Source organism: Klebsiella sp. GW_Kp182, assembly GCF_040062275.1.
GTDB classification, from domain to species: domain Bacteria; phylum Pseudomonadota; class Gammaproteobacteria; order Enterobacterales; family Enterobacteriaceae; genus Klebsiella; species Klebsiella michiganensis.
The window spans coordinates 115,202-140,659 of sequence record NZ_JBEAFQ010000003.1; the positions used below are offsets into that span (position 1 = coordinate 115,202).

Consider the following 25,458-nt stretch of genomic DNA (forward strand, 5'->3'; position numbering starts at 1 on the left):
TCCCTTACATTAATGCTGTACGCTGCCAGCCTGCGGCACGGCGCGGTTCACGCGCAGTGAAAAGATAATAACCACCCCGACAATCGCCACGCAGGCGAGCGTCACTAATCCGGCAGAATCACTGGCGAACATGGTTTCAGCCTGGACGCGGATAATGGGCGCCAGAAACCCGCCGATAGCGCCGAACAGGTTCACAAAGCCGATGCCAGCGGCCAGCGCCGTACCGGACAACAGCTGCGTCGGCATGGTCCAGAAGACCGGCTGCACGGCAATGACGCCGACGGCGGCAACGCACAGCGCGATAATCGCCAGCACCGGCGACACCAGCCCGGAGACCGCAATGCCAATTGCCGCCGCCAGCAGGGTGAATGCCGCCACATTACGCCGCTCGCCGGTGCGGTCGGAGTAGCGCGGAATCAGCCAGGTACCGAACAGCGCCGCCACCCACGGGATCGCGGTCACCACCGACGCCACGAACCCCACCTTGGTGCCGAGCAGCGCGGCAACCTGGGTTGGCAGGAAGAAGATCAGGCCGTAAACCGCCACCTGAATGGTGAGATAGATAATCGCCAGCTGCCAGACGCGGCCGTTGCGCAGCGCATCGGACAAACGCGAGGTCACCTTTTTCTGCTCTTCGCTGGCCAGCTCGCTGATTAACGCCTGTTTTTCGGCAGCGCTCAGGAAGCGCGCCTTTTGCGGCGTATCGTCGAGCCAGAAGAAGGTGAAGAACCCCGCGCCGACCGCCAGCAGCCCCTCAATGATAAACATCCAGAACCAGCCGGGATGCCCCATAAAACCATGCATTTCCAGCAGCGCGCCGGAGAGCGGCGACCCGAGGGTCAGCGCCAGCGGCGCGCCCATATAAAACAGCCCCATAATGCTGGCGCGGTTCTGCTGCGGAAACCACTGGGACGTCAGGTAGATCATGCCCGGGAAGAAGCCCGCTTCCGCGGCGCCCAGCAGGGTGCGCACCAGCAGAAACTTCGCTTCGGTATCCGCCCACGCCATCGCCGCGGAGAGAAGCCCCCACAGCAAGGTGGTGCAGCCGATCCACTTTCTTGCGCCGAATTTGCGCATCAGCAGGTTAGCGGGCACCCCGAGAAAGGCGTACACCACAAAGAAAATCCCTGCCCCCAGCGCATAGGCTTCGTTGCTCAGACCGGTATCCAACTGGTAGGTCTCTTTGGCAAAGCCGATATTCGAACGGTCAAGAAACGCCAGCACGTACAGCGCCAGCATAAAGGGGATCAAACGGGCGCGGTTTTTCTTCACCACGCTCTCAAGCAAGGCGTTGCTCATCGTAATATCCTCAACAATAGGCCGCACATCAACGCTGTGCGGCACGACGGGATCAGTGGCTATAAGGACGTTTCAGGTTGCAGTCGCGGTTCAGCTCAACGCCGAAGCCCGGTTTATCCAGAACGGTTTTATGAATGCGCCCGTCCACCGGTACCGGCTCATCAACCAGAATCGGGTCAAACTGCGGACGCATCGTTGAGCAGTCCGGGCTGGTCATCAGGAATTCGCTGAACGGCGTGTTGGTAAAGGTAATAACCGCATGATGCGAATAGACCGACGAGCCGTGCGGCACCACCAGCTGGCCGCGCGATTTGGCGATCGCCGCAATCTCCACCAGCGTGGTCAGGCCGCCGCACCAGCCTACGTCAGGCTGCATAATATCGATGCCGGTTTCCGACAGCGTGCGGAAGGATTGCAGCGTACCGTGGTGCTCGCCGCTGGTGACCATCATGCCGGCCGGGGCATTGCGTTTCAGCTCGCGATAGCCTTCATACTGCTGTGGCGGCAGGCACTCTTCGATCCACTTAAGATTAGAGGGCGCGCAGGCGTGGGCCAGTTTAGTGGCGTAGTTAACGTCCTGGCTCATCCAGCAGTCCAGCATCAGCCAAAAGTCCGGGCCGCACTTTTCGCGCATATCGGCCACCATGGCGGCATCTTTGCGGATCCCCGCGTCGCCATCGTGCGGCCCCCAGTGGGTCGGCATCTTGCCGCCAATAAAGCCCATCTCTTTCGCCAGGTCCGGACGCGCCCCGGTGGCGTAGAACTGAATTTCATCGCGTACCGCGCCGCCCAGCAGTTTGTATACCGGTAATCCCACCACTTTGCCGAACAGATCCCACAGCGCCAGGTCGACGCAGGAAATCGTATTCATCACCAGGCCGCCGGATCCGGAGTAGTACAGGGTGGCGTTGAGCATCTGGTCATGGATCAGTTTGATATCGCTGACGCACTTGCCTTCGATAAAGCGGTTGAGGTGTTTTTCCACGATAAAGCAGCCCATTTCGCCGGCGGTCGATACCGCAAAGCCGGTCTGCCCGTTTTCGGCTTCGACCTCAACGATCAGCGTGCCGAGAACGTTGATGCCAAACGACTGGCGGGACTGTTCATACTGTTTATATTTGCTCATCGGCGTGGCGATATGATCGTCAATCCAGTGATTCGCCCCCTGGTCATGATAATCGCCGCCGCCAGCGCCTTTCTCTGCGGTAGCACCGCCGATAAACCAGGCGCGGACGTGTTTAATTTTCGGTAGGGTCATGATCTTCTCCTTATTATGAGGCTTGTTGTTCGAAGGGGCTTTTCCACCCCAGCAGACGGGAAATATCTTTGGCGCAGGCAATCGCCCTACCGGCGAGGTAATCGCGATTGTCTTCATTGATTTGCAGACGGGTACCCACCACGGAAATGGCGGCGGTCAGCTCGTTATTGGCATTAAAAACCGGCGCCGCCACGCAGCGAACGTCGGGATAGTCTTCGCCGTTATCGAAGCTCCAGCCGCGGGCGCGAATACGGCCCAGTTCATCACGAAGCTGTTGGGCGCTGGTGATGGTGGTTGGCGTCGCCCGCTCCCACTGCAGCTCGCTGATAATCGACTCCTGAACCCGCTCGGGCTGCCAGGCCAGCAGGCATTTACCAATGCCGGAACGATATAACGACAGGCTCTTACCTTCGTGCGAACGCACGCTGATGGTGGCCGGGGATTCAATCTTCAGAATGTAGTAGGCGTTGCCGCTGTCGATGATGCCCAGGTGGCAGAGCAGCCCGCACTGATCCATCAGCTGCGTCAGGCGCGGGCGCGCCAGTTCGCGCAGGTCCATTTTGCTCAGCGCCTGCCCGGCCAGCTCAACCAGCTTGGTCCACAGGCAGTAGTTATCCTGATTATCCATGCTGAGGAAGCGCTGTTTTTTCAGCTCTCCCAGCAGCAGATAGGCGGTGCTTTTCGGAATACCCAGTTCGTCAATAATGGTCGCCGCGCTGCAGGGGCCGATGCGGGCGATCAGATTGAGAATATCAATGGCGCGGGTCAGCGCCGGGACTTTGCTTGATTCCAACATACTGGACTCCAATCCTGAATACTGGAATCAGTGTTGCGGTTGTCGGGCGTGTAAATTGTGAGCGACTTCAAATGACGACGCTATTCCAGCCGGGTGGACGTTCAGAGGGAGAAAAATGCGAGATAGTGCACAGAATATTTTAAAGCAAGTACAACAGGCTGGACTCATCGCGCGCCGGGAGGGGCTCCCGACGCGGAGGTGGGTTTACGCTGAGAGAGATTCGACGACGTTAATCCAGCCGTGTTCACCGGCCACCGGCTGGCCGTTCAGCCAGCGGCGCAGCATGTTGAGGGCCATCATCGCGCACACTTCCTGACGCACCTGGAGGCTGTGGCGGTTGGTGGTGAATTTCACCCGCAGCGCGTGGGTGCCGTCCGGCGTGGAAAGCGCAAAGTTCAGGTGATCGCTCTCCTGACCACTCACCGCCAGCGCCAGGCCGGCAAAGTGTTTTTCGCGCCGTTCCGCCGCCCAGCGCGCAGACTGCGCCAGGGTCTCCTCCTGCGCCGGAATGACTTCGCTGGCCAACAGCGGAGCGTTGACGCGAGAAAGCTGTAGCGCCAGCAGACCACCGGTAAACTGCTCACTCAGCGTCAGGCTTAGCTGACGCTGCTGCAGGCGACGGGCGATCTGCGCAGGCAGGCCTTCGGTACCTTCGAAAATCATGCTCTCTCCGGCCACCTTCTGCACTTCCGGCCACAGCGCCAGCATCGCCTCGCGCTGTTCGGCAGGCCCGGTCAGCTTCAGTTCGATAATCGGCATTGAGGAGCGATAGCCCATCACGACGCCCGGTGGCAGCTGCAGATGGTCGAGGCTCTGCGCCAGTTCGCTTTCGGAACGGCCGAAGGTGGTCAGGCGCAAACACAGCGGCGCAGCGGATAGCGGGAAACGTTCGCGCAGGCGCGGTAAGATTTCCTGTTCAACCATCACCTTAAATTCGGAAGGCACGCCGGGAGTAAAAAACATCAGGCAGCGGTTTAGCTGCACAGCAAAACCGCATGCGGTCCCGACCGGGTTGTTGATCATCTCGGCGCTTTGGGGAATTTCCGCCTGTTTACGATTGCTGGCGGCCATGGGTCTTCCGCGCTCGGCAAAGAAACGGGTCATGGTTTCCAGCCAATCTTCGTGCAGAATTAACCCTTCGCCTTTGGCCGTCGCCGCGGCCAGCGCGCTCAAATCGTCGCTGGTCGGCCCCAGGCCGCCGTTAACGATCAGCACGTCAGCGTGTTCGCTGCGCTCGCGTAAAATCGCCACCAGGGAGTCGAGGTCGTCACCCACGGTATGGCGACGCTTTAAGGGTAATCCTTGATTAAAAAAGAAATCCGCCAGCCACGCGGCATTGGTGTCGATGATTTGCCCATGCAGCACTTCATCGCCGGTGGACAGCATTTCCACGTTTAACATTGTGAACTCCAGCCTGATAAGTAGAAATACTATATCGCAAAGCGGCTGGTGAAAAAGCCTGAAAATCAGGCGCGGCGGAATACCGCGCCGGAGAGATTAGAAGCTGGCGTTGACGCCGACGTACGGACCGTCCGCGACCGCGTTATCGCGGTTGCCGTCTTTACCCGCCAGGTTAAGGTAGCGGTAACCGGCTTCGATGCTCAGAGGACGCATAATAGTAAAGCGCGCGCCGGCATTGGCTTCCTGATAGCTGTCGATACCGCTGGAGAGTGAATCGGGAGAGTAATAGTATTCGCCGAACAGACGGAAGCTGTCGCCGATTTTCCACTGCAGACCGCCGCCAACCGCCGCCGCGTAGCCTTCATCGCCATTGTTCGGGTTGGTGTAAACGCCTTTTCCGCCCACGGTGGCCAAGAATGGCCCCAAGGGAATGTTCAGGCCCAATCCCAGCCCCGCCGCATCGCCGTCGTCATCATTGTGCAGCCAGTTGCCGGTTACCGCCAGGCCGGTCGATTCCGTACCGAATCCGACGCCAAGGTTAGTGTAGTGCTCGCCGGCCTGCCCGCTGACGCTGATCGCATTTGCCGCCGTCGAGACGAACATCATGCCGGCCAGGGCCATAAATATGCTTTTTTTCATTTTTATCTATCCAGAAAATAATAATAAGAAAATCCCAAAAAACCGCGAAATTGTACTGCTCCGTTTTAAGGAATCAATGCGTTATAGCGCGCTTTTACCGCGTGATTGTAACCAGTTGCTTCGGGAGCCTTGTTAACGGTCTCAGATATCAATTCAATAGTCAGGGTCAAATTGCTGGGTCTCAGCCTTTATTATACAAATAGGCTCCAGCTTATTTCGTCGTCGCAAAGAGATGAATAAGTTACATAAAACTTTGTCAGGAGATAAAGATGAGCAAAAAAGGATTAACCACCGCCGCCGGCGCCCCGGTTGTCGATAATAACAATGTCGTCACCGCAGGCCCGCGCGGCCCGATGCTGCTGCAGGATGTCTGGTTTCTGGAAAAACTGGCCCACTTCGACCGTGAGGTTATCCCGGAACGCCGAATGCACGCTAAAGGCTCCGGCGCTTACGGTAAACTGACCATTACCCGCGATATCACCCGCTATACCCGCGCAAAACTGTTTGCCGAAATCGGTAAAACCACCGATCTGTTCCTGCGCTTCTCAACCGTCGCCGGAGAACGCGGCGCCGCTGACGCCGAGCGCGATATTCGCGGTTTCTCGATCAAGTTTTATACCGAAGAAGGCAACTGGGATCTGGTGGGCAACAATACGCCCATTTTCTACCTTCGCGACCCGCTGAAGTTTCCCGACCTTAACCACGTCGTGAAGCGCGACCCGCGCACCAACCTGCGTAACCCCACCTGGAAATGGGACTTTTTCTCCCTGCTGCCGGAAACGCTGCATCAGTTAACGATTGATTTCAGCGACCGCGGCCTCCCGCGTTCCTATCGCCATATGCACGGTTTCGGCAGCCACGCGTTCAGCTTTATTAATGCCGATAACGAACGTTTTTGGGTGAAATTCCACTTCAAATCCCAGCAGGGGATCGCCAACCTGATGGATGATGAAGCGAAACGCCTGGTGGCAGAGGACCGCGAGAGTTCGCAGCGCGATCTCTATGAATCGATTGAAAAAGGCGATTTCCCGCGCTGGACCTTCTACGTGCAGATCATGCCGGAAGCGGACGCCAGCCGGGTCCCTTATAACCCCTTCGATCTGACCAAAATCTGGCCGCACGCTGATTATCCGCTGATGGAAGTCGGCGTGCTGGAGCTCAACCGCAACCCGGACAACTACTTCGCAGAAGTTGAGCAGGTCGCGATGAATCCGGCCAACGTGGTGCCCGGGATCGGCTTCTCTCCGGATCGCATGCTGCAGGGACGGCTGTTCTCCTACGGCGATACCCAGCGCTATCGTCTGGGCGTCAACCATCATCAAATTCCGGTCAATGCGCCGCGCTGCCCGTTCCATAACTACCACCGCGACGGCGCGATGCGCGTTGACGGCAATAGCGGCAACGGCGTCACCTATGAACCCAACAGCTTTGGCGCGTTTCAGGAACAGCCGGACTTTAGCGAGCCGCCTTTAAGCCTTGAAGGCGCGGCGGCCCACTGGAATCATCGGGAAGATAACGACTACTTCAGCCAGCCGCGCAGGCTGTTTGAGCTATTAAGCGAAGAGGAACATCAGCGTATGTTCCAGCGTATCGCCAATGATATGCGGGATATCCCTGAGTTTATTCAGCAGCGACAAATTGGCCTGTTCAGTGAAGTCCACCCCGACTACGGCGCGGGCGTGGCTGCGGCGCTGAAAGCCTTAAAGCACGGAGAGTAATGCTGATGGCAGCCCTTGCGGCTGCCATTTTACGGTTTTTAAACGCGCTTAGTGCTGAAGCTTAGCGAGCTGCCGCAGCGACAAACCGGTTAGCTTTGCGACCTGAGAGGGCTCAAGCCCATCATCCAGCATCGCCTGAGCAATGCGTTGCGTCGCCTCCTGCTGTCCTTGATGCCGGCCTTCTTGTCGGCCTTCATTCCGGCCTTCCTGTCGACCCTTTCGTAAACCTTTTTCTATCCCCGCCTTCATTCCCTGAAGGACCCCCTCTTTACGGCCACGCTCTTCCAGAAAATGAGCAATATTCATCAGCGTCTCCTTATGCGGCTTGAGTGGCGTCTTTTGCGCGAGCTTGCGTAAAAAGGCCACCGGATCGGCGGCGTTGCCCGCCTGAAGCATATAATTCAGCAAAGTTTTAAACTGCCGACGCGTAGTGTATCCCAAGGATAATATCCTGACCAGTTGCTCAGAAATGTCCATCAAATCCCGCTGGCGGATATGTTTTTGCAGCAGTTCCAGCATAGCGACACGGCGGTGCTGCACAAGCCGATCGTCAGGAATCACCGTGACGTCTATCAGTGGAAAACGCTGGCTATACAGCCGCTCGGCCACCTCTGGCTGAGGGAAATCATCCAGCCAGCGCGTCGAGTACGGGTAAGGAGCGATCCTGCCGTGATAAAATAGCAGAGGAATAACCAGCGGCAGCTGATGATGCCCTTTATCAAGGTGGCGCTGCATGGCCGCGATGGCGTATCGCATCAGGCGAAACGCCATATGCCTGTCGGGAGAGCTTTGATGCTCAATAAGAATGTAGATGTACCCCTCTCCGTGCTGGGTTTTTAGCGAATAAAGAATATCCGAATGGCTTGCGCGTAGGTCCTCTTCAATAAAACTGCCGGATTCCAGCTGCAGCGTTCGCAGATCGCACTGTTCCCGCAAATGCTTCGGCAAATGAATAGACAAAAAATCGCGCGCCGTTGCCCGTTGGGACAAAAGATGTTTAAACACCGCATCGTGCGGTGAGTGGCTTGCTATCTGTTCCATGATGGCCCCTGACCCGTTAACCTACGCTCACCCTACCACCGCACGCGTTCGCCGCGCGTTTTCGCTTGCGGTTTGCCGAGGCGGCTCGCAAACTGGGCCTTCCCGTTAGTTATCCCTGTCATCAGTAAGGAGAAATCATGCGTCAAAGGACTATCGTCTGCCCGCTCATTCAACATGAAGGCCACTATCTGCTGTGCAAAATGGCCGACGATCGCGGCGTATTTCCCGGCCAGTGGGCGCTCTCCGGCGGCGGCGTCGAGCCAGGCGAGCGCATTGAAGAGGCGCTGCGGCGAGAAATTCGCGAGGAGCTGGGCGAAAATCTGCAGCTGACCCAGATTACGCCGTGGACCTTTAGCGACGATATCCGGGTTAAAACCTACGCCGATGGCCGCCGGGAAGAGATTTATATGATTTACCTGATCTTCGACTGCATCAGCGCCAATCGCGAAGTGACGATCAACGAGGAGTTTCAGGACTACGCCTGGGTGAAGGCAGAAGATCTTCCCCACTATGATTTGAACGCGGCGACCCGCAGGACGCTCACCCTGAAAGGCCTACTCTGAACAAGCGCGCAAAAAGCGCAGCCTGACCTTCAGCCCGCCCAGCGTTTCGCTACGCAGCAGCTGCGGATGGCTGCGGTGCAGGCGCGCAATATCGCTGACCAGCGCCAGTCCGAGCCCGGCGCCGGGGTTGTCACCCACGTTTTCCAGACGATGGAACGGCATGAGCGCCTGCTGAATCTGCGCATCATCGATCCCCGGCCCGCTGTCTTCGACCTCCAGCAGCACCGCCTCTCCGTCACGATGCAGGCTGACCGTGACGATACCGCCCTGCGGCGTATAGCGAATCGCGTTATCCAGCAGATTCGCGCACAGCTCGCTCAACAGCACGCCATCGCCGGCAATGGTCACCGTCGAGGGTTCCCCCTCATAGCCGAGATCGATAGCCTTGCTCCGCGCCTGCTGAAGACGCGAAAAACAGCTGTTGTGGACGATCTCATGCAGGTCCACCGGCGGGAACGCGTGCTCGCCCTGCTCTTTCCGTTTGATGGTAGCCAGCTGCAGCAGGCGTTCGGTAAGCAGAATCGTACTGTCAAGCGTGCCGCTCATCGCCTCCAGGCTCTCTCGCCACAGCCGGGGATCGCCGCTCGCCAGCGCCACTGAGGCCTGCGTTTTCAACACCGCTAACGGCGTTTTGAGCTGATGCGACGCGTCGGCGCTAAAGCGCTCCTGGCGGGAGATCATCACCCGTAACCGGTCGATATAGCGGTTAAAGGCCACGATCAGCAGACGGGTTTCCGACCACGGCAGCAGCTCCGGCAGCGGCGTCAGCAGGCCGGGTTCGCGCCGCACCATGAGCGCCGAAAGCCGGCGCATCGGCCGCAGCACGCGGCGCAGCAGCCAGCCGGTGAGCACCAGCGTCAACAGCACTAATAGCCCCTGCGAGATCCATGATGAAAACAGCAGCTGTCCCGCCAGCCAGCGCCGCGACTGCAGCGTTTCGGCGATGTAGATTTCCGCCATGCCGACAACGCCGCCTTCGTTAACCGGCTGCAGCAGGCGCGCCACGCGGATAGCCTGACCGCGATATTCAGTATGATAAAACCACGCCAGCGCCGGATAGAGCTCGGTTCGAGAGGTCGATGGCGGCATCGATGGCAGGTCGTCAAAACCGGAAATCACCCGCTTCTCGGGATCGAGTACCTTATAGTACAGCCGATCGTTCATATTCAGCTCGAAGCTGTCCAGCACCACCCAGGGGACATTCACCTCCAGCCTACCGCGGCGAACCACCAGGCGTTCCGCCACCGTGCGGGCGGATGAAAGCAGCGTGCGATCGTAAGCCTGGGTTGCCGCCTGCAGAGCGCTGACGTAGCTATTGAACGCCGACAGCCCCCATAGCAAAACCAGCGGCAGGCCGAGAAACAGCAACAGTTGAGCGAATAACGACTGCGGTTTACCCCACCTCATGAGCGAGCTCCAGCACGTAGCCCAGGCCGCGCAGGGTCACGATACGCACGTTGCTCTCCTGAAGTTTCTTACGCAGACGATGGATATACAGCTCGATGCTTTCCGGGCTGACGTCATCGTTCAGGCTGAAAACCTGTTCAAACAGCTGCTGGCGCGACACCGGCCGCGTACGGCGAAACATCAGCACCGTCAGCAGCGCCTGCTCGCGCGGCGTCAACGACAGCGTTTGTCCGCAGAGTAAAAAATAGCCTTCATCGCGATATTCCAGCGCGCCGATCTGCTGAACCTCATGCACCTGGCCTTCGCTACGCCGCAGCAGCGCGCGCAGCCTGGCATCCAGCTCTTCAAGCTCAAAAGGTTTCGGCAAATAGTCATCGGCGCCGACGTTCAGCCCTTTAACCCGATCCGCCACCGCGCTGCGGGCAGTGAGTAGCAAGACGGGAAGGGTCTGCCCGCGCTTTCGCAGGCGCTGCACCACCTCCAGACCGTCGAGTCCCGGCATGCCAATATCCAGCACCGCCAGCGCATATTTTTCGCTTTGCAGCAGATGATCGGCCGCGCGACCATCCAATACGCAGTCCACGGCAAACCCGCCCTGCACCAGCGCTTTCTCCAGCCAGTGAGCCAGCTCACGGTTATCTTCTGCCAGTAAGAGACGCATATCACATCCTGAAAAGTTGCTGCCGCATTGAAAGGGAAATGAAAGGTAATTGTTTTAACAATCACGCAACCGAATAGCCACATGCCGGTTCACATAATTAAAAAAACGTCTCCTGTATCTGACTGAGGAAGCTTATGAATATGCCATTCCTGCGCCGTGCTGGCGCCATTGCATTATGCCTTTTAACCGCCTCTGCCCTGGCCGCCGAGGCGCCTTCCCGTACCGAATGTATCGCGCCCGCCAAGCCCGGCGGCGGCTTCGACCTCACCTGCAAGCTGATCCAGGTCAGCCTGATGGAAACCGGCGCCATCGAAAAACCGATGCGCGTCACCTACATGCCCGGCGGCGTAGGCGCTGTGGCCTACAACGCGATCGTCGCCCAGCGCCCCGGCGAACCCGGTACCGTGGTCGCGTTCTCCGGCGGCTCGCTGCTCAACCTGGCGCAGGGCAAGTTTGGCCGCTACGGCGTGGATGATGTGCGCTGGCTGGCCAGCGTCGGCACCGATTACGGCATGATCGCCGTCCGCACCGACTCGCCGTGGAAAGACCTGCCGTCGTTTATGGCGGCGATGGAAAAAAATCCCGCCAGTATCGTCATCGGCGCCGGCGCCTCCATTGGTAGCCAGGACTGGATGAAAGCGGCGCTGCTGGCGCAAAAAGCCAACGTCGATCCGCACAAAATGCGCTACGTGGCGTTTGAGGGCGGCGGCGAACCGGTCACCGCGCTGCTGGGCAATCACGTACAGGCGGTCTCCGGCGATCTCAGCGAAATGGTGCCTTATCTCCAGGGCAATAAAATCCGCGTGCTGGCAGTGTTCGCTAACGAAAGGCTGCCGGGTGACCTCGCCGATGTGCCGACCGCCAAAGAGCAGGGCTATGACCTGGTCTGGCCGATTATTCGCGGCTTCTTCGTGGGTCCGAAAGTCAGCGACGCCGACTATCAGTGGTGGGTGGATGAGTTCACGAAATTGCAGCAGACCGACGCGTTCAAAAAGCAGCGCGAGCTGCGCGGCCTGTTCGAATTCAATATGAACGGTAAGGAACTGGACGCCTACGTTAAACAACAGGTGGAAGCGTATCGCCTGCAGGCGAAATCCTTTGGCCTGGCCAAATAATTTACGGAGGTTGCGATGAGCGATCGTATTTTTGCCGGAGTGTGGCTGCTGCTCTGCGCGGGTGGAATGTTTATCGCCTGGCAAATTCACAGCGAATACGCCTATGAACCCGTCGGCCCACGCCCTTTCCCGGTCGGCATTATCGGCCTGATGCTGGCATGCTCTGTTTTGCTGCTTCTGCGTCGGCCCGACGCCATCACGTGGCCCGGGCGCCGGGTTTTACAACGACTATTAACCATGGTGGTTGCGCTGGGGATCTATGCGTGGGGTTTTGAATGGCTGGGTTTTCCTCTGGCCACCGCGCTGCTGACCGCCGCGTTTGGCCTGCTGTTTGGCGCCACCCTGCCCGCCGCCGGGGTAGCCGGCGTCGCGATGGGCATCGCGCTGTGGTACGTCTTTGACGCCCTGCTTGATGTCACCCTGCCGCTCGGCGTTTGGTTGAGTTAACGGAGAAGGTTATGGATATCTGGATTTATTTATCACAGGGCTTCGCCGTTGCCATGACGCCGGGCAACCTGACCATCGCGCTAATTGGCTGCTTTGTTGGCACTATCGTCGGTCTCCTGCCGGGTCTGGGCCCGATTAACGGTGTCGCGATCTTACTGCCGCTGGCCTTTGCTCTGCACCTGCCCGCGGAATCAGCGCTAATCCTGCTGGCTACGGTCTATATTGGTTGTGAATACGGCGGGCGCATTTCGTCTATCCTGCTTAACGTACCCGGTGATGCCGCCGCCATTATGACCGCTCTCGACGGTTATCCGATGGCGCAGCAGGGGCGCGGCGGCGTAGCGCTGTCGATCTCTGCCGTGAGCTCCTTTGTGGGTTCAACGATCGCTATCGGCGGGATCATCCTGTTCGCCCCGGTGCTGGCGCAGTGGTCGCTGGCGTTCGGCCCGGCGGAATATTTCGCCCTGATGATTTTTGCCATCGCCTGCCTTGGCAGCATGATGGCGGAAAATCCGCTGAAGTCATTTCTCGCCGCGTTAATCGGTTTAGGGCTGGCGACGGTGGGCGTTGATGCCAATACCGGCGTGTACCGCTTCACGTTCGACAGCGTTCATCTTTCCGACGGCGTGCAGTTTATCGTGGTGGTGATTGGGCTCTTTTCGGTTTCGGAGATTTTGCTGATGCTGGAGAGCACCAGCGGCGGGCAGAAGCTGGTACGGAAAACCGGACGCATGCTGTTTAACGCCAAAGAGGCGGGCCAGTGCGTGGGCGCGACCCTGCGCTCATCGGTGGTGGGTTTCTTTGTCGGCATTCTGCCGGGCGCAGGGGCGACCATTGCCAGCGCCATCACCTATATGACCGAGAAAAAGCTCAGCGGCAATAGCGCTACCTTCGGCAAGGGCGATATTCGCGGCGTCGCGGCGCCGGAAGCGGCGAACAACGCCTCCGCCTGCGGCTCGTTTATTCCGATGCTCACGCTCGGCGTCCCCGGCTCCGGGACCACCGCGGTGATGATGGGCGCCCTGACCCTCTACAACATCACGCCGGGACCGGCGATGTTTACCGAACAGCCGGATATCGTCTGGGGGTTAATTGCCGCGCTGCTCATCGCCAACGTGATGCTGCTGATTATGAACATTCCGCTGATCGGCCTGTTCACCCGCATGCTGACGATTCCGCTATGGTTTCTGGCCCCGGCCATCGCCGCCGTGTCCGCGGTCGGCGTCTACGCGGTGCACAGCACCACCTTCGACCTGCTGTTGATGGTTGGGCTGGGAGTGCTGGGCTACATTATGCGTAAAATGCACTTCCCGATGTCGCCGCTGATCTTAGGGTTTGTGCTGGGAGAGATGCTGGAGCAGAACCTGCGCCGCGCGCTGTCCATCAGCAACGGCAACGTTGCGATTCTGTGGCAAAGCGGCGTAACGAAAACGCTTCTGTTTCTGGCCATCGCGGTGATTGTTGTCCCTCCGCTGCTGCGGTACTGGCGGAAGCGCCAGCTTAATACGCAGGGCGACCTGCCCTCTTCCTGATGCTCAACGTCATTGGCGGTCGCTCAGCGCCGCCAATGACGCTATACGTTGAATTTCCACCACATCTGCCTGATAGTTATCGTTTTAACTTTCTGGTGATCCGTTATGACCGTCGCCGCATCCCGTTCGGGGTTAACATTCGCCGCGCTGGCGCTGGCCCTGATACTTGTTTACACCGGTATCAGCGCAGGGGATAAGCTCACCTGGCTGATGGAAGTGACGCCGGTGATTATCATCGTTCCGCTTTTGCTGGCCACGCGCTCGCGCTATCCGCTGACGCCGCTGCTTTACACGCTGATTTTCTTCCATGCCATCATTTTGATGGTCGGCGGTATGTACACCTACGCGAAAGTGCCCATCGGCTTTGACGTCCAGGCGTGGTTGGGACTGAGCCGTAACCCCTATGACAAGCTGGGGCACTTTTTCCAGGGGCTGGTGCCGGCGCTGGCGGCGCGGGAGATTCTGCTGCGCGGCGGCTACGTTCACGGGCGAAAAATGCTCGGTTTCGTGGTCTGCTGTATTGCGCTGGCGATTAGCGCCGTCTATGAACTGATCGAATGGTGGGCGGCGCTGGCGCTGGGACAGGGCGCTGATGAGTTTCTCGGCACCCAGGGCGATCCCTGGGATACCCAGTCGGATATGTTTTGCGCCCTGCTCGGCGCGCTGACCACCGTTTTAGCGCTGGGCCGCTGGCATACGAAGCAGCTACTGAACGTCCAGCGCGTCTGAGTCGGGCATCGCCTGCTGGTTGACCCAGTCACGTAGCGCCCGGCGGGAAATTTTAATTCCGCCGGTTTTCAGCGATTCAGGCAGCCGCAGCCAGCGCACCGGCTGCTGAAAGCGCGCCAGCTTATCGGCGCACCAGCCCGCCAGCGCGGACGGGTCGTCATGCTCGCCGCACTCCACCACCGCCACCGGCCGCTGGCCAAACTCCGCATCATCCTGCGGCACGATGAAAACTTGCGTAATCCACGGATGAGCGCCAATCACCCGCTCCACTTCTTCCGGCTGAATACCTTCTCCGCCGCTAAAAAAGAGGTTGTCCACTCGTCCGAGGATAGTCAGCCTGCCGTGCTCCAGCCGGCCCCGATCGCGAGTGGCGAACCAGCCGTCGGCATTAGCGAGGGGGACCATTTGCCCATCGCGCCAGTAGCCTGCGGCGATGCTGTCCGACCGCAGCCACACTTCGCCATCGACAATCCGCACTTCGCGCCCCGGCAGCGGCTGCCCGACATCCGCCAGGCCGTCCGCCTCCTTAGCGCATACCGTGGAGGCAAACTCGGTGAGGCCGTAGCCGCACCAGCAGCGAATACCGCGCTTACCGGCCTGCTCGGTTAGCGCCACCGGGATCGCCGCGCCGCCGAGCAGAACCGCTTTCAACGACACCTCGGCGTCGCCGCTGAGCAGGCGCCAGAGCTGGGTCGGCACCAGAGAGGCATGGGTACAGCCGCGTAACGCCTGTTCCAGCGGCTGCTTGTCGCGTACCGTCAGGCCTGCGCCAGCTAACAGCCAGCGCCAGAGAATCCCCTGGCCGGAAACGTGAAACAGCGGTAGCGACAGCAGCCAGTCGTCCTGCGGCGCAAAGGGTATCATCGCCAGCACGCCCTCTGCGCTGGCAAGATGGGCGCGAAAAGCGTGCACCGCCGCTTTCGGTAGTCCCGTCGACCCCGAGGTTAGTGTCATGGACGCGATACGATCTTCTCGCCAGGCGACCGCGTGCACGCCGTCGCCGGCGCGCAACGCTAATGGATTAAGCGCCACCGGAAGGTCGCCGCCGTTTAGCACCAGCGCGTGGCGCAGTCCCAGAGACGGCAGCAGTTCCACCAACAGAGGAGCAGGCAGCTGCGGATTCAGCGGCAGGACGCGCGCGCCGCACTGCAGGAGGGCCAGCCACGCCAGCAGAGCATCGGGCTGGTTGTAAGCGCGAAGCAGCACGCCATCGCCGTCGCGAACGCCCTGGGCGTGAAATCCCCCCGCCAGCGCATCAATTTGCGCGCACAGTTCCCGCCAGCTTAGCCGCCGCTCGTTCAGGCGCAGCGGCTGAGCCTCTTCCCTCAGCCGCCTCCAGTGGCGCCAGGGCCAGTCGCTAAAGGTCACAGCAGCGGTTCCAGCTCATCAACGTTCAGACACGGCAGCTCGCTTTCCGGCCAACGGCGCACCAGCTGGGCACGCATCAGGCTCAGCGTGTCCAGACCGGGGATCGTGTCCGGGGTCAGCCAGGCGGCGATTCGCGCCAGCTGCGTCAGGCCAAGGCTCGACTCAATGGCGGAACTGATGACCGCCGTTAGCCCCAGGGCATGCGCCTGCGCCACCTGCTGCCGCACTTTTTGCAGACTGCCGGTCAACGTCGGTTTAATCACCACCGCCCGCAGCCCCGGCTCGGCGGCAAAGGTAAAGTCCGCCTCGCGCAGGCTCTCATCCCAGGCGATAGCAATACCCGTTTGTTGGGCAAAAGCGCGCGAATCATCGCGGTTTTTACAGGGTTCTTCGAGAAAGGCGATGCGGCTGCGATAGTGTGGATTCACGTATTTGGCAAACTGCTGCGCTTTCAGCGGCGTCCAGGCGCGATTAGCGTCGAGGCGTAGCGTCAGATCGGGAATCGCCTCCAGCAGCAGGTTGACCACCATGCCGTCGCGCACCGCCTCATACAGGCCGACTTTGACCTTGGCGACTTTTTCGCCGGGCATCAGCGAAAGCCTGGCGAACAGCTCGTCCGGATCGCCGGCGCAGAGCGGCGCCGCGCGATAGTCCGCCGCCTGCGGCAGCTCGCCGCACAGTTCCGCCATTGCGCAGCTCGCCCCGAAAGCCGCCGACGGCGGCGTTGGCAACGCGCCCTCTTCGCCATCGCGCCAGGCGCTCGCCCACGCCAGCAGCGCAGCCTGCGCCTCATCCAGCGTTTCCAGGCTGAATCCGGGCAGGGGAGATATTTCCCCCCAGCCTTCGCGCTCGCCGTCGCGCAGGCGCAGAAGCAAACCATCGCGGGTTTTTAACCGCCGTTCACGCAGCACCACTCCCGCGTCCATCGGTAGCTGCCAGCGGTAGACCTGCGCCTGCCGCATTACGGATTCCGTTTAAATTTGCTGAAGTCCGGCTGGCGCTTCTGATTGAAAGCGTTGCGCCCTTCCTGACCCTCTTCGGTCATGTAAAACAGCATGGTGGCGTTACCCGCCAGCTCCTGCAGTCCCGCCTGGCCGTCGCAGTCGGCGTTCAGCGCCGCCTTCAGGCAGCGCAGCGCCATCGGGCTGTTCTGCAGCATTTCCCGGCACCAGCGCACGGTCTCTTTTTCCAGGTCCGCCAGCGGCACCACGGTATTCACCAGCCCCATATCCAGCGCCTGCTGCGCGTCGTACTGCCGGCACAGGAACCAGATCTCACGGGCTTTTTTCTGCCCGACGATGCGCGCCATATAGGAGGCGCCCCAGCCGCCGTCGAAAGAGCCGACTTTCGGGCCGGTCTGGCCGAAGATGGCATTTTCCGCCGCGATAGTCAGATCGCACATCATATGCAGGACGTGGCCGCCGCCGATGGAGTACCCCGCCACCATCGCCACCACCGGTTTCGGGCAGGTGCGGATCTGGCGCTGAAAATCGAGAACGTTGAGGTGATGAACGCCGGAATCATCCTGGTAGCCGCCGTAGTCGCCGCGGACTTTCTGATCGCCGCCGGCGCAAAACGCTTTATCGCCTTCACCGGTCAGAACGATGACGCCAATATTGTCGTCATAGCGGGCATCCGCCAGCGCCTGAATCATCTCTTTGACGGTCAGCGGGCGGAAAGCGTTGCGTACCTGCGGGCGGTTGATAGTAATTTTGGCAATCCCGTCCGCCGATTTTTGGTAACGAATGTCGGTGTAGCCTTCGGAGCAGTCCTGCCATTCAATCGGGGCGTAAAGCATGGCTTCATCAAGAGAGATCATAAAGTGTCCTTCGGTTAACTCGCTAAAAACTGCGCCAGACAAGCCACGACAGCATCGGGGTTTTCCCGATGCGCGTTGTGTCCGGCATGATTAATCACGTGCGCGGTGGCGGAGAGTTCATCGGCGATGGCGCGAAACTTGCCGTCGCGTTCGCCGCAAAGATAATGAAAAGGGAAATCGCGCGCCCGTAACGACGCGCGCAGATCGGGTTGTTCCGCCAGCGAGCTGGCCTGCAGCATCGCCGCCAACGCTCCGCCGTTATTGCGGCTGCGTAGCGCAACCAGAGCCGCCCGCTGCGCTGCGTCCAGGGAAGCGAAGACCGGCTGCTGATACCAGTCGGCAAAGACCTGGGTCAGCGGCTCGCGGCGAAAGCGTTCAGCCCAGGCGGCATCGCTGTGCCGGCGCAGCCTACGCTGGTTATCATCCCCCAGGCCCGGATGCCCCCCCTCGACGACCAGCCCGCAGAGCCCTTCGCGCGGCTGGCTGACATAGAACATCGCCACCCGTCCGCCGAGGGAGTATCCCACCAGCCAGTACTTAAGTATGTTGTAACTATTAAGCGTATTCTTAATCAACTCGCTGACATCGGCAAAATGGTTTACGGCGATATGCGCCGAACCGCCGTGGCCAGGCAGGTCAATATAGAGACGCGGATACGCGCCAAACGCCTGCCCCACCGTGCGCCACTCATGACTATCCCCGGCAAAACCGTGCAAAAAGACCAGCCAGGGATAGCCCGGCAGGCCGCTTTCAGCCACCGCGTGCAGCGTCATAGCTGACTCACCTGCGCCAGCAGCTGCTGAAGCGTTTGCGTACCGTCGGTTTCATTAACCGCCAGCTCAATCAACGTCGCGCCGGGTCCTCGCCAGGCAACGTCCAGCACCTGCTCCAGCTCATTCCAGTCCGCAGGGCGATGGTAAGTCAGATTGAACATCGCCGCCGCGTGCGCGAAATGGATATTCTGCGGCATCAGATAGAACTGGCTGCGCTGCTCCTGCGGCGTGGGCAGCAGGGAAAAAATCTGCCCGCCGTTATTGTTGACGACAATCAGCACCAGCGGCGCGGAGGCCTGACGCAGCAGGGCCAGCGAGTTGAGATCGTAAAGCGCCGAAAGATCGCCGACGATAGCCAGCGTCGGACGCGCGCTGGCGCGCTGCACCCCGGCCGCCGTCGCCAGCAGGCCGTCTATTCCGCTGGCCCCGCGATTGCTGTAGACCGGGTAACCTGCCGGTAGCTGCGACAGCGCGTCAATTAAGCGCACCACCAGGCTGTTGCCGACAAACAGCTGGCCCTGTTCCGGCAGATAGCGCCGGATTCGCTGCGCCAGCTGGGCTTCGCCGAAATCCTCGCTGCTGGCGACCGCCGCCTGCCATGCCTGGCGCGAAAGCTCGGGAATGACGGTGGGCCACGGCTGTCGTTTTTCCGCCGGATGCTGTTCAAGCCAGCGGTCGATGGCGCACACCAGCCGGCGACCGCGATGCTGGGCGGGATCCAGTCGCCCCGGCAAATTATCCACCAGCCAGTACTCTTCGGGTTCGCAGGTGGCCTGCCACTGCAAAACGCGTTTGCTGGTCAGGCTGCTGCCCAGTTGAACAACGATTTGCGCCTGCGCCAGTTCACTGACCGCCTTGCCGTTGCCCAGCCACAGGTCGGCGCAGGGGAGCGGCTGCCCGGTTTGCGAGAGCACATCGCCAATCAGCGGCCAGCCGAGGGTCTTCGCCCACTCGGCCACCTTGACGCCCTCTTCCGCGCTCATCCGCCCGGCGACCACCACGCCGCGTTTCTGCCGCCAGAAAAACCAGTCGCGCTGCTTTTCACTTTCCAGATGCAGAGAGTGACGCAGCCAGGGCTTGTCGCTCTGCCACCAGTCGCCGAGCTGCTGCTGCCACTCGGCGCCGGTGTCGTCCATATCGCCATACAGCGGTTCGGCAAACGGGCAGTTAATATGAACGCCGCCGCAGTGCAGCGCGCCGAGCGCCTGGTCGAGGGTCGAGACCAGCCAGCGGGCGGAGATATCCTGCGACGGACGCGGCAGGGATAGCGTCTGCGACGGGTGCGAAGCAAACATGCCCGGCTGGCGAATCGCCTGATTCGCGCCGCAGTCAATCAGCTCCGGCGGCCGGTCGGCGGTCAGTAAAATGAGTTTTTCACCGGTCAGCCCGGCTTCAATCAGCGCCGGATAGAGGTTAGCCGTCGCGGTACCGGAGGTCACAATCACCGCCACCGGCTGACCGCTGGCTTTCGCCAGCCCTAACGCCAGATGGCCGAGGCCGCGTTCATCAAAGTGGGTATGGTGAATAAATGCGCGGTTTTCCGCCGCCGCCAGGGTTAAAGGTGTCGAGCGCGATCCGGGCGCAATGCAGATATGCTGCACGCCGTGGCGCGTCAATGCTTCAAGGATCACCGCCGCCCAGCGTCGGTTAAATGCGCTTACAGACATGAATTTGTCCAGTATCAAATATTGAGGCTAAGTATAGATAAAGCAAACTGTTGCCGTTTTGATATGCATCGTTTTCTCTATACTTCTGACAGCAGTAACGAACGCAATCCCGCGGCTTTATTTTCAATTTCCTGCCACTCCTGCTCCGGGTCGGAACCGCTGACGATCCCCGCACCGGCGTAGAGTCTGAGCGTACGCTGTTCGATTTTCGCCGAACGCAGAGAAACGCAAAATTCGCTTTGCGCCAGCGACAGATAGCCGGCGGAGCCTGCATACCAGCCGCGGGTAAAAAGCTCATTACGGGTGATAAAATCCAGCGCAACCCGGCGCGGTAAACCAGCAACCGCCGCCGTGGGCTGGAGCTGATGAAGGCAGCGGGCATCGTCAGGCTTCTCCAGCTCGGCCCAAATACAGCACCGGAGATGCTGTACTTTCCGCAAACGGACAATCTGCGGCGGCAGGACTTCCAGCGCGCGGGTCTCCCCTTGCATCCGCTGACAGATATCCTCCACCACCAGCATATTTTCGCGCTGGTTCTTATCGTCGGCCATCAGCCAGTTACCCAAACGCTGCGCCTGGCGATCGTCCGCATGGCTGGCAACGGTTCCCGCCAGCGCTTCGGTACGCAGCAGCGCCCCGCGACGCCGCCACAGCCGTTCCGGCGTAGACCCCATAAAGGCCTCTTGCGCGTTAAAGACCATCATGAAGTGGAAGCAGTTAAGGTTGCTGCGGCGGCTGGCCGCCATAATCGCTCCGGCGTTTAACGGAGCGGCGAAGTGCAAATCGGTGGCGCGAGCCAGCACCACTTTATCCATCTCCCCCGCCGCTATCGCCTGCGTCGCCTGCGCAATCAGCTCTCTCCACTGCGGATAAGCCGGGAAATGCTGTTCGCTCAGCAGAGAGGGCATCGCGGTAGCCTGCGCCTGTTTCGCCACCAGCGAATCGAGAAATTCACGTGCCGCACGGGCATCGTCACGGAGCGAGGTCTCGCTATATAACACCAGGCGTAGCGTGGCGCTGCCGCCCAGCCGACGCCACTCCAGCCTCGGCAAGATCAACAGACCCTGCTGAGGATGAAAGGCGTTAAGGCCGCAAATTCGCAGATCTTCACGCCCCTGCTGGCGCAAAAAAGCGTGCGCCTGCTCAAGGGAAGCAAAGATTTGCACCGCCCCCAGCGCGGCCAGCTCTTCATCGCCGCTGCGCTGCTGCCAGTAGAACTGCGGCCACTGCGGCTGATGCGTGCACCACAGAAGGGGATCAAATGCGTCATTCAGCGCGAAGGGGACATCGAAAATTCGCGTGCCGGGCGATGGCGGGAACGCTTCATCCAGGCAGCGATACAGGCTTTCCAGCGCGGTGGATACAGACAGCACGCAAACCTCCACGGAGTAAAAACCCCACATTATACGGGGTACTACTGAGGAATAGCAGTACCCACGATGAGGGAGCGGTTTTTAATTAGCGCGGCGGTTAGTGGGTGGCGATTTCGAACGCCATGCCGATATGGTCGATGCCGTCCTCGTCGTAAACCTCAGTCACCGGCACAAAACCGAAGCTGGCGTAGAATTTTTGCAGGTGCGCCTGGGCGCCAAGATAGATAGCCTTTTGCGGCCAGTGTTGCCGGCAGCTGGCCAGCGCCTGTTCCATCAGCTGATAGCCCAGCTTCTCGCCGCGTACCGCCTGGCTGACAATCACCCGGCCAATCACCACCGGTTCAAACTCATCATCGCTCTTGAGAATGCGCGCGTAGGCTACCAGCTCATCGCCGCGCCAGCCGAGAAGATGGCGATTCTCCCCCACCAGATCGTCGCCGTCGACGTCCTGATAGGCGCAGGTTTGTTCGACAACGAACACCGCACAGCGTAATTTCAGCACGGCGTAGAGCTGTGGGACGGTCAGTTCACCGTGGTGAAGATCCTGCCATGTAATCATCTGCGCTTCCTTAATTAATTTTAACCCTAAATAATTCAAGTGGCATGAAGGCGGCCAGCGAGCGAATCCCCTGGAGCTTACATGAGTAAGTAACTGGGGTGAACGAGTGCAGCCAACACACATGCAACTTGAAGTATGACGGGTATACTTTGTTTTTTGACTCACGCCCTAAGGACACTGGACGATGGAATTACTCTTTTTGGGGACATCCGCTGGCGTGCCTACCCGTACGCGTAATATGACGTCGATAGTGCTGAATTTGCAACAGCCAACAATGGCTGAGATGTGGCTGTTCGACTGCGGGGAGGGAACTCAGCATCAGTTTCTGCGTACCCCTTATCATCCCGGCAAGCTGAATAAGATTTTTATTACGCATTTACATGGCGATCATCTCTTCGGTCTCCCCGGCCTGCTGTGCAGCCGCTCGATGCAGGGTAATTCTCTGCCGCTGACGCTGTACGGACCGAAAGGACTTAAAGCGTTCGTGGAAACCGCGCTGCGCCTCAGCGGTTCCTGGACCGATTACCCGCTGACGATTATCGAAGTCGGGCCGGGACTGGTGCTCGATGAAGCCGGCTTCCGGGTCACCGCCTGGCCGCTCAACCACCCGGTCGAATGCTACGGCTATCGTATCGAACAGCATGATAAGCCGGGCACCCTTGACGCCGCGCAGCTTATCGCCGAAGGCGTGCCTCCCGGTCCGTTATTTCAGCGCTTAAAACAGGGATTAACGGTTGAGCTGGAAGATGGAAGGCGGATTGACGGCAGCCGCTACCTTGGCCCGGCAACGCCGGGTAAGAAGCTGGCTATTTTCGGCGATACCGCCCCCTGCGAGGCGGCGCGGGAGCTGGCCTGCGGCGTGGATGTCATGGTTCACGAGGTGACGCTCGAACAGGCGATGGCGGAAAAAGCGAACAGCCGCGGGCATTCAACCAGCCAGCAAACGGCGGCGCTGGCGCGCGACGCGGGCGTCGGCACGCTTATCGCCACCCACTTTAGCTCTCGCTATGACGCTGAAGGCTGCCAGCGTCTGCTGGCAGAGTGCAGAGAGATATTTCCGTCTACCGTACTGGCGGAAGATTTCATGGCGTATAGCGTAGAATAAAAAAGCGGCGTACCGCGGCAGAGAGACGCCGCGAATACGCCAGCCATTACTCTTCAGCGTAGCTGTTATAACGCAGAATAGATTTTAAATTGCGATAGCCCAGGTAATCCTGGATCGAGTCGTCATCAATTCCTTTTTTTCCCAGCTCATAGCCGCACGCGTGGCGCAGCATCCTGGGATGAATATTTTGCTTCAGCTTCGCCAGCTCGCAGCACTCGCGAATAATTTGATAAAAACGCTGGCGCGTCATCTGATTGCCCCGGGAAGAGATAAACAGCAAATCGTTATGAGCCGGGTAACACTCTCTGGCCAGTAGCCAGCGCTGTAATGAGATAATTTCTTTGGGTTGTAAGGGATGATACCCAGAGATACCGTGACGCGCCCGGCGAATATAAACCCGTTTTCGCGACAGGTCGACATCCCGCAAGGTCAAGGCGGTAATTTCGTTAATCCGACAACCGTGCAAAAAACACATCTGGATCATGCAGCTATTTCTTTCCGGGTGCGCACAATAATGTGCAGCAAGTACCAGACGCTCAACGTCCTTGACGCTAAGATATTCCGTATCTACCTGCATACGTTATTCCTTTTCATCCATTTGACTATAAAATTACTGATAGGTAAATGTCAGCTGTACAATAGACTCAAATTTACCCACCGTTGCTCCACCCCGGGTTGAATATAAACGGGCAGCCAGCGGGAATACGCCTTTCCCGGTACTGCCGTCGATAGCAATACTCATCTGGTCCTGATTTTTATAAAGAGTAGAGTGATCGCTACTGGTGATTTGCAGTGCGATATTCTGCGCCGCATCGCTGGCGGCCATATTGGCAAAATGTCTGGCATCATCAACGTCGATAACGCCGTCAAATTTTACCGTTGCTTTTGTTGTCCCCGCCGGGCAGTTTTCGACATTCAGGTAAAAGGATTTCCACTCTGAAGCGTTGCCGGCCGTTTGAAAGTCAATATTCAGGAGCGGGCCAAAATTAACCTCTTGATACTTCGTGTCGGTACTGACGTCACAGGGGAGATAATAAATATTGCCGGTAATATTCAAAGGGATCCCGCCCGAGGATGAAAAAACAGGCAGCAATAATGCCAGCCATAGCGTCTTTTTCATTATCTACTCCTGCTATTCAATTTCTGCCTGAATGGTTGCCGTAGCGGTAAAGCCTCCGCCGCTGGGTAAATTCCCGGTGGTATTAATCGGATAAATTTTCATAGTGGTGTCCCCGGTCTGACTCGGGTAATTAAAATTGACCGGCAGCAGACCTGAAATGACCGGTATTTTGACGCCGGTAATATTTTCAATGCGCACCGCAATATCGCGATTGGTGGTCGCCAGCGCAGTGCTATCGTTAGTATCCGCCATCCCCTGGAACGACAGCGCGATTTTTACCCCGGCGGAAATATTGGTACAGGCCACCGTCATATTAACAACATGTGGAGAGAAGCCCTTCGGCATCTGGCCCGCGGTTTTAAAATGGTTGGCGGCAATATCCTCAAAATCAATATTAATCGCTTTACCGGTATTAATCTCGCAGGACTGCGGAACCGTTACCGACCCGCTCATTGAAATTTGCGTCAGGGGGATACCGCTGTAGCTGCCCGTTTTTCGCGTCCCGTAAACACTCAGGATAACCGTCGGAGGGATCGTCACCTGGCCAACAAAAGGCCGGGTAAAATAAAGCGAAATATATCCCAGTGACCCTGTGTCAAAAATGGAGCCACCGGGATTACAGGCAAAACCTTGATTATTCTGATTACTCTTATCCTCAATCGGCGTAGGAATATACTTATTCACGCCCCCTGCAATAAATAACTCGGTGGCAATTTCCAGGTATTTATTTAGCTGGTAATAATTTAATCCGTTGCGGCTTTGCGTCGCGGTAAGGCCTGGCACCGTGGCTTTAAAATACGTCACCCCGCTGGCGTTATCACAGTCACACTTTGCCTTGTAGGTTCCCCCGGTACTCCAGTGGTACAAACGGGAAAACTCCATTCCGGCCTGATTTTGTGAGGGATTAGTAAAGCTTTCAATAAATGAAAAGCTGTCCTGAAAAGGCGCCCCGCCATTACCGGTATTCTGACACCACCCGGTTGCCGCCATCGCCTGCGGCGAGATCGCCAGCGCCGTCAGGCCCGCTAATATTCCCCATGAAAATCGTTTCATTGTCTCTGCATCCTT

Annotated in this window: 25 protein-coding genes; 7 read left to right on the forward strand and 18 right to left on the reverse strand. The window is 58.9% G+C overall.

Annotation, left to right across the window (positions count from 1 at the left end; translation table 11 throughout):
* Window positions 1-9 precede the first annotated feature (9 nt).
* From ABLU88_RS04940 to ABLU88_RS04960, 5 genes are all read right to left on the reverse strand, one after another.
* On the reverse strand, window positions 10-1,299 hold the full coding sequence (locus tag ABLU88_RS04940; RefSeq protein WP_004852770.1) for an MFS transporter: 1,290 nt from the start codon (window positions 1,297-1,299) through the stop codon (window positions 10-12).
* Between the two features lie 52 nt (window positions 1,300-1,351).
* A complete protein-coding gene (gene rhmD / locus ABLU88_RS04945; protein ID WP_049083375.1) occupies window positions 1,352-2,557 on the reverse strand; it encodes an L-rhamnonate dehydratase in 1,206 nt (401 codons plus the stop codon).
* A gap of 13 nt (window positions 2,558-2,570) precedes the next feature.
* Window positions 2,571-3,353, reverse strand: coding sequence for an IclR family transcriptional regulator (locus tag ABLU88_RS04950; RefSeq protein WP_004852774.1), 783 nt, complete (start codon window positions 3,351-3,353; stop codon window positions 2,571-2,573).
* Between the two features lie 204 nt (window positions 3,354-3,557).
* Window positions 3,558-4,754 carry a nicotinamide mononucleotide deamidase-related protein YfaY gene (locus ABLU88_RS04955; RefSeq protein ID WP_032750698.1) on the reverse strand — a complete coding sequence of 399 codons (1,197 nt, stop codon included), beginning with the start codon at window positions 4,752-4,754 and terminating at the stop codon, window positions 3,558-3,560.
* Window positions 4,755-4,850: 96 nt separating this feature from the next.
* Entirely contained in the window at window positions 4,851-5,393 is a 543-nt protein-coding gene (locus ABLU88_RS04960) for a YfaZ family outer membrane protein (protein ID WP_004123076.1), read from the reverse strand.
* A 269-nt stretch (window positions 5,394-5,662) separates the two neighbouring features.
* Between ABLU88_RS04960 and ABLU88_RS04965 the strand changes: the two genes are divergently transcribed.
* Window positions 5,663-7,111: a catalase gene (locus ABLU88_RS04965; RefSeq protein ID WP_032750700.1), complete on the forward strand. Its 1,449-nt coding sequence runs from the start codon at window positions 5,663-5,665 to the stop codon at window positions 7,109-7,111.
* Between the two features lie 48 nt (window positions 7,112-7,159).
* Here ABLU88_RS04965 and ABLU88_RS04970 read toward each other — a convergent pair whose 3' ends face one another.
* Window positions 7,160-8,152: an Rpn family recombination-promoting nuclease/putative transposase gene (locus tag ABLU88_RS04970; RefSeq protein ID WP_064404443.1), complete on the reverse strand. Its 993-nt coding sequence runs from the start codon at window positions 8,150-8,152 to the stop codon at window positions 7,160-7,162.
* Between the two features lie 137 nt (window positions 8,153-8,289).
* On the opposite strand from ABLU88_RS04970, the gene nudI reads away from it, so the two are divergent.
* A complete protein-coding gene (gene nudI, locus ABLU88_RS04975) occupies window positions 8,290-8,715 on the forward strand; it encodes a nucleoside triphosphatase NudI (RefSeq protein WP_221841640.1) in 426 nt (141 codons plus the stop codon).
* On the opposite strand, the gene ABLU88_RS04980 is transcribed toward nudI, so the two are convergent.
* Window positions 8,707-10,122: a sensor histidine kinase gene (locus tag ABLU88_RS04980; RefSeq protein ID WP_014230232.1), complete on the reverse strand. Its 1,416-nt coding sequence runs from the start codon at window positions 10,120-10,122 to the stop codon at window positions 8,707-8,709. The two genes, nudI and ABLU88_RS04980, sit on opposite strands and share 9 nt — an antisense overlap.
* A complete protein-coding gene (gene tctD, locus ABLU88_RS04985) occupies window positions 10,109-10,783 on the reverse strand; it encodes a transcriptional regulator TctD (protein WP_014230233.1) in 675 nt (224 codons plus the stop codon). The genes ABLU88_RS04980 and tctD overlap by 14 nt, the downstream gene beginning before the upstream one ends.
* A 140-nt stretch (window positions 10,784-10,923) precedes the next feature.
* Between tctD and ABLU88_RS04990 the strand changes: the two genes are divergently transcribed.
* From ABLU88_RS04990 to ABLU88_RS05005, 4 genes are all read left to right on the forward strand, one after another.
* A complete protein-coding gene (locus ABLU88_RS04990; protein WP_170873299.1) occupies window positions 10,924-11,898 on the forward strand; it encodes a tripartite tricarboxylate transporter substrate binding protein in 975 nt (324 codons plus the stop codon).
* A gap of 15 nt (window positions 11,899-11,913) precedes the next feature.
* Complete coding sequence (locus tag ABLU88_RS04995) at window positions 11,914-12,345, forward strand: tripartite tricarboxylate transporter TctB family protein (protein WP_025106692.1); 432 nt, start codon at window positions 11,914-11,916, stop codon at window positions 12,343-12,345.
* Window positions 12,346-12,356: 11 nt separating this feature from the next.
* Entirely contained in the window at window positions 12,357-13,877 is a 1,521-nt protein-coding gene (locus ABLU88_RS05000) for a tripartite tricarboxylate transporter permease (protein ID WP_014230236.1), read from the forward strand.
* A 105-nt stretch (window positions 13,878-13,982) separates the two neighbouring features.
* Window positions 13,983-14,606 (forward strand): DUF2238 domain-containing protein, encoded by a 624-nt coding sequence (locus ABLU88_RS05005; protein WP_064357806.1) that lies wholly within the window; start codon window positions 13,983-13,985, stop codon window positions 14,604-14,606.
* On the opposite strand, the gene menE is transcribed toward ABLU88_RS05005, so the two are convergent.
* From menE to ABLU88_RS05040, 7 genes are all read right to left on the reverse strand, one after another.
* Window positions 14,583-15,974 carry an o-succinylbenzoate--CoA ligase gene (gene menE, locus ABLU88_RS05010; protein WP_201993017.1) on the reverse strand — a complete coding sequence of 464 codons (1,392 nt, stop codon included), beginning with the start codon at window positions 15,972-15,974 and terminating at the stop codon, window positions 14,583-14,585. The genes ABLU88_RS05005 and menE overlap by 24 nt on opposite strands.
* On the reverse strand, window positions 15,971-16,936 hold the full coding sequence (gene menC, locus ABLU88_RS05015; RefSeq protein WP_348836193.1) for an o-succinylbenzoate synthase: 966 nt from the start codon (window positions 16,934-16,936) through the stop codon (window positions 15,971-15,973). Before menC ends, menE begins: the two co-directional genes overlap by 4 nt.
* Window positions 16,936-17,793: a 1,4-dihydroxy-2-naphthoyl-CoA synthase gene (gene menB / locus ABLU88_RS05020; RefSeq protein WP_004123101.1), complete on the reverse strand. Its 858-nt coding sequence runs from the start codon at window positions 17,791-17,793 to the stop codon at window positions 16,936-16,938. The genes menC and menB overlap by 1 nt, the downstream gene beginning before the upstream one ends.
* Before the next feature lie 14 nt (window positions 17,794-17,807).
* On the reverse strand, window positions 17,808-18,566 hold the full coding sequence (gene menH, locus ABLU88_RS05025; RefSeq protein WP_102802939.1) for a 2-succinyl-6-hydroxy-2,4-cyclohexadiene-1-carboxylate synthase: 759 nt from the start codon (window positions 18,564-18,566) through the stop codon (window positions 17,808-17,810).
* The gene (gene menD, locus ABLU88_RS05030; RefSeq protein ID WP_265801539.1) at window positions 18,563-20,233 is read right to left on the reverse strand and encodes a 2-succinyl-5-enolpyruvyl-6-hydroxy-3-cyclohexene-1-carboxylic-acid synthase; all 1,671 of its coding nucleotides are present in this window, start codon (window positions 20,231-20,233) and stop codon (window positions 18,563-18,565) included. Before menD ends, menH begins: the two co-directional genes overlap by 4 nt.
* 77 nt (window positions 20,234-20,310) lie before the next feature.
* Window positions 20,311-21,606, reverse strand: coding sequence for an isochorismate synthase MenF (menF, locus tag ABLU88_RS05035; RefSeq protein ID WP_348836194.1), 1,296 nt, complete (start codon window positions 21,604-21,606; stop codon window positions 20,311-20,313).
* 97 nt (window positions 21,607-21,703) lie between these two features.
* The gene (locus ABLU88_RS05040) at window positions 21,704-22,165 is read right to left on the reverse strand and encodes a GNAT family N-acetyltransferase (RefSeq protein ID WP_004852808.1); all 462 of its coding nucleotides are present in this window, start codon (window positions 22,163-22,165) and stop codon (window positions 21,704-21,706) included.
* Between the two features lie 184 nt (window positions 22,166-22,349).
* Here ABLU88_RS05040 and rnz point away from each other — a divergent pair, with 184 nt between their 5' ends.
* Window positions 22,350-23,270, forward strand: a complete 921-nt coding sequence (gene rnz, locus ABLU88_RS05045; protein WP_014230243.1) for a ribonuclease Z — start codon at window positions 22,350-22,352, stop codon at window positions 23,268-23,270.
* A gap of 46 nt (window positions 23,271-23,316) precedes the next feature.
* Here the strand turns inward: rnz and ABLU88_RS05050 are convergent, their stop codons facing one another.
* Genes ABLU88_RS05050 through ABLU88_RS05060 form a run of 3 tightly spaced genes read right to left on the reverse strand, consistent with a single transcriptional unit; the run spans window position 23,317 to window position 25,443 of the window.
* Entirely contained in the window at window positions 23,317-23,847 is a 531-nt protein-coding gene (locus ABLU88_RS05050; RefSeq protein WP_025106684.1) for a tyrosine-type recombinase/integrase, read from the reverse strand.
* A 33-nt stretch (window positions 23,848-23,880) separates the two neighbouring features.
* Window positions 23,881-24,390, reverse strand: coding sequence for a fimbrial protein (locus tag ABLU88_RS05055; RefSeq protein ID WP_025106683.1), 510 nt, complete (start codon window positions 24,388-24,390; stop codon window positions 23,881-23,883).
* Window positions 24,391-24,402: 12 nt separating this feature from the next.
* The gene (locus tag ABLU88_RS05060) at window positions 24,403-25,443 is read right to left on the reverse strand and encodes a fimbrial protein (RefSeq protein ID WP_049083351.1); all 1,041 of its coding nucleotides are present in this window, start codon (window positions 25,441-25,443) and stop codon (window positions 24,403-24,405) included.
* Window positions 25,444-25,458 lie beyond the last annotated feature (15 nt).